This is a genomic window from Hydrogenophaga palleronii NBRC 102513 (assembly GCF_001571225.1).
Lineage (GTDB): Bacteria > Pseudomonadota > Gammaproteobacteria > Burkholderiales > Burkholderiaceae_C > Hydrogenophaga > Hydrogenophaga palleronii.
On record NZ_BCTJ01000084.1, the window covers coordinates 1 to 4,312 of the forward strand.

Below are 4,312 nucleotides of genomic sequence, written 5' to 3' on the forward strand. Positions count from 1 at the left end.
GGCTGAGCCGGACCCTTGCTGCCTCTGGACGAGACACTTCCGGCGCGAGAGGGTTTGATCCAGGGCACGCACGGAACCGGCTCTGCCGGGCCGTAGCGTGCGCCCCCCTTCCAGGGGGGAGGCGCCGAAGGCGACGCGGGGGGTGTTGTGCCTGACCTGATCGTTCAGCGGCCCGAAGGCCTGTACTGCCCGCCGGGCGATTTCTACATCGACCCCTGGCGCCGGGTCGAGCGCGCTGTCATCACCCACGCCCACGCCGACCACGCGCGCACCGGCCACGGCCACTACCTCGCCACGGCTGTCTCCGAAGGCCTGCTGCGCGCGCGCCTGGGTGCCGGCATCAACCTGCAAGGCCTGGCCTACGGCGAGACGGTGGAGCACCACGGCGTGCGCATCTCGCTGCACCCGGCCGGGCATGTGCTGGGCTCGGCTCAGGTGCGGGTCGAGCACAGGGGGCGGGTCTGGGTTGCCAGTGGCGACTACCGCACCACCCCCGCCGGCGCGCGGCCCGACCGCACCTGCGCGCCCTTCGAGGCGGTGCGCTGCCATGTCTTCATCACCGAGTCCACCTTCGGCCTGCCGATCTACCGCTGGCGGCCGGATGCCGAGCTGTTCGGCCAGATCAACCGCTGGTGGGCCGACAACGCCGCCACCGGCCGCGCCAGCGTGCTCAGCTGCTACAGCCTGGGCAAGGCGCAGCGCATCCTGGCCGGGGTCGATGCCTCGCTCGGTCCCATCATCTGCCACGGCGCGGCCGAGCCGCTCAACGAGGCCTACCGCGCCGCCGGCGTGCCGCTGCCGGCCACGTTGTCGGTGAACGAGGTGAGCGACCCTGCCGTGCTGCGCCGTGCGCTCGTGCTGTGCCCGGGCGCCGCCATGGGGTCGAGCTGGACCAAACGGTTTGGCGACTACGCCGACGCCTTCGCCAGCGGCTGGATGCAGGTGCGTGGCTGGCGCCGCCGCGGCGGGCTGGACCGTGGCTTCGTGCTCAGCGACCACGCCGACTGGCCAGGCCTGCTGGGCGCCATCGGTGCCACCGGCGCCGAACGCATCATCGCCACCCACGGCAGCGTGCCGGTGCTGGTGCGTTACCTGCAGGAGCAGGGCCTGCAGGCCGAGGGCTTCGACACCGAGTACGGCGACGAGCATGAGGCGCAGGCCGAAGCGCCGCCCCCCACCGAGGCGGACGCGGCATGAAACGCTTCGCCACCCTGTTCGACGAACTCGACACCAGCACCGCGACCAACGCCAAGGTGGCGGCCCTGAGCCGTTACCTCGCCGAGGTGGATGACGCCGACGCGGCCTGGGCGGTGTACCTGCTGTCCGGCGGCAAGCCGCGCCAGCTGATCAAGACCGCCCAACTGCGCGCCCAGGCCATCGCCGAAGCCGGCCTGCCCGAATGGTTGTTTGAAGCGAGTTACCAGGCGGTGGGCGACCTCGCCGAAACCATCGCCCTCGTGCTGCCGGCACCGGCGCAGGACAGCGGCATGCACACCCGCCTGAGTGACTGGATGGAGCAGCGCCTGCTGCCGCTGCGCGGCCAGCCCGACGAGGTGGTGGCCGAGGCCTTGCGCGGCTGGTGGCGCGAGCTCGATGCCGGCGGGCGCTTCCTGCTCGTCAAGCTGGTCGGCGGTGGCTTTCGCGTTGGCGTGAGCAAGCTGCTGGTGCAGCGCGCGCTGGCGGCGCACGCCGGGCTGGACGCGAAACAGGTGGCGGCCCGCATGATGGGTTTCACCGACAGCAAGCGCACGCCCACCGCCGCCGCCTACCGCGCCCTGATCGCGCCGGCCAGCGAGGCGGGCGCGCGAGACCCCAGCCTGCCGTACCCGTTTTTCCTTGCCAGCCCGCTGGGCGGGCAGGCCGGCGACGATGACCTGCTGGACATGGAACTGGCCAGCAACGGCCTGGCGCAGACCATGCAGGACCGCCTGGGACCGGCCAGCGACTGGTGCGCGGAATGGAAGTTCGACGGCATCCGCGGCCAGATCGTCAAACGCGCCGGCCAGGTCTGGGTCTGGTCGCGCGGAGAGGAGTTGATGAGCGAGCGCTTTCCCGAACTGCAGGCGCTGGCGCAGCGCTGGCCCGACGGCACGGTGGTGGACGGCGAGATCCTGGTCTGGCACGAGAACGCCAAGGCTGCCCCGGCCCTGCCCGGCAGCGAGCGCCCGGGCGGCCCGGCGCCGTTTGCCTTGCTGCAGCAGCGCATCGCGCGCAAGACGCTGGGCCCCAAGGTGCTGGCCGATGCACCGGTGAGCTTCATGGCCTACGACCTGCTGGAAGCTCACGGCGAAGACCAGCGCGCGCGGCCGCAACAGCAGCGGCGCACACAACTGGAGGCCCTGGCGGCTGCGCTGGACCCCACGCCCGGGCCGCGCCTGTGGCTGTCGCCGGTGCTGCGCGCCGACGACTGGGCCACGCTGGCGGCCTGGCGCACGCAGGCGCGCACGCTCGGCGTGGAAGGCCTGATGCTCAAGCACCGCGACAGCGCCTACGGCGGTGGCCGGCAGAAGCGGGCCGGTGGCAGCACCAGCGACGGCGGCGCGCTGCCGCTGGCCTGGTGGAAATGGAAGACCGACGCACTCAGCATCGACGGTGTGCTGATCTACGCCCAGGCCGGCCACGGCCGCCGCGCCTCGGTCTACACCGACTACACCTTCGCGGTCTGGAACCGCCGGCCGCGCGACGCCGCCGAAGCGCAGGCGGTGGTGGAGGCCATCGCCCAGCGCCGCCCGGCCGACCCCGACGGCCTGCAACTGGTGGCCTTCACCAAGGCCTACTCGGGGCTGAGCGACGCCGAGTTCAAGTCGGTGGACGCGGTCATCCGCCGCCACACACTGGAGAAGTTCGGCCCGGTGCGCAGCGTGCGGCCGACGCTGGTGTTCGAGCTGGCGTTCGAGGGCATCGCGCGCAGCACGCGCCACAAGAGCGGTGTGGCGCTGCGTTTTCCGCGCATGCAGCGCATCCGCCACGACAAGCCACTGCACGAGGCCAATACCCTGCAGGACCTGGAACAACTGCTCGGCAGCGGCCCGGCCTGAGCCCTGTCCAGCCAAGACCCCGCGGCCTCGGCGGACCCTCGCGCCAGGGCCGGCGCAGCCGCAAGGTCCGGTGTTAGCATGCCTCATGCCGAAGACAAACGCCTCCGAGATGACCTCCGCCGCCCCGCCCAACGAAGACCACGGCGTGCCCATGTCCGTGAAGATCCGCGAGCGCGTGAAGGCCGCGCGCCAGCGTTTCCACTCCAACGACAACATCGCCGAGTTCATCCAGCCGGGTGAGCTGGAATTGCTGCTCGACGAAGTGGCCGACAAGATGCAGGGCGTGCTCGACGCCATGGTGATCGACACCGACAACGACCACAACACCGGCGACACCGCGCGCCGCGTGGCCAAGATGTACCTCAAGGAGGTGTTCAACGGCCGCTACGTCAAGGGCCCGAACATCACCGAGTTTCCGAACGCAGAGCATCTCAACGAACTGATGATCGTCGGCCCGATCACGGTGCGCAGCGCCTGCAGCCACCACTTCTGCCCGGTCATCGGCCGGATCTGGATCGGCGTCATGCCCAACGAACACACCAACGTGATCGGCCTGTCCAAGTACGCGCGCCTGGCCGAGTGGATCATGGGCCGGCCGCAGATCCAGGAAGAGGCCGTGGTGCAGCTGGCCGACCTGATCCAGGAAAAGACCCAGCCCGACGGCCTGGCCCTGGTGATGGAAGCCACCCACTACTGCATGGCCTGGCGCGGCGTGAAGGACATGAACAGCAAGATGATCAACTCGGTCATGCGCGGCGTGTTCCTCAAAGACCCCAACCTGCGGCGCGAATTCCTCTCCCTCATCCCCCGTCAATCCTGATTCGAGGTCCAACATGCTGGTACGTCTGCTCTACGTCAGCCGCGCTGTCGACAAGGACAGCGCCAAAGCCATCGATTCCATTCTGGAAGCTTCGCGCCAGCACAACATGGGCAACGGCATCACCGGCGTGCTCTGCTACGGCGGCGGCGTGTTCCTGCAGGCCATCGAGGGCGGTCGCAACGCCGTCAGCAAGCTCTACAACCACATCGTTGAAGACCCGCGCCACACCGAAGTGGTGCTGCTGCACTACGAAGAGATCACCGAGCGGCGCTTCGGCGGCTGGACCATGGGCCAGGTGAACCTGAGCAAGATCAACACCTCCATCGTGCTGAAGTACTCCGAGCGCCCCGAGTTCGATCCCTATGCGGTCTCGGGTGGTGTGTCGCTGGCCCTGCTGGAGGAGCTGATGGCCACGGCCAGCATCATCGGACGGGCTTGAGGAAACACCCCCGTG

4 protein-coding genes are annotated in these 4,312 nt (G+C 69.7%); all 4 read left to right on the forward strand.

The features are described from left to right. Positions 1–147 precede the first annotated feature (147 nt). Positions 148–1,197, forward strand: a complete 1,050-nt coding sequence (locus HPA01S_RS22295) for a ligase-associated DNA damage response exonuclease (RefSeq protein WP_066273686.1) — start codon at positions 148–150, stop codon at positions 1,195–1,197. Continuing rightward, positions 1,194–3,038 (forward strand): ATP-dependent DNA ligase, encoded by a 1,845-nt coding sequence (locus HPA01S_RS22300; protein ID WP_066273688.1) that lies wholly within the window; start codon positions 1,194–1,196, stop codon positions 3,036–3,038. The genes HPA01S_RS22295 and HPA01S_RS22300 overlap by 4 nt, the downstream gene beginning before the upstream one ends. Before the next feature lie 109 nt (positions 3,039–3,147). Beyond that, positions 3,148–3,858 carry a GTP cyclohydrolase I gene (folE, locus tag HPA01S_RS22305; RefSeq protein ID WP_066273690.1) on the forward strand — a complete coding sequence of 237 codons (711 nt, stop codon included), beginning with the start codon at positions 3,148–3,150 and terminating at the stop codon, positions 3,856–3,858. Positions 3,859–3,871: 13 nt separating this feature from the next. Then, on the forward strand, positions 3,872–4,297 hold the full coding sequence (locus tag HPA01S_RS22310) for a BLUF domain-containing protein (protein WP_066273692.1): 426 nt from the start codon (positions 3,872–3,874) through the stop codon (positions 4,295–4,297). Positions 4,298–4,312 lie beyond the last annotated feature (15 nt).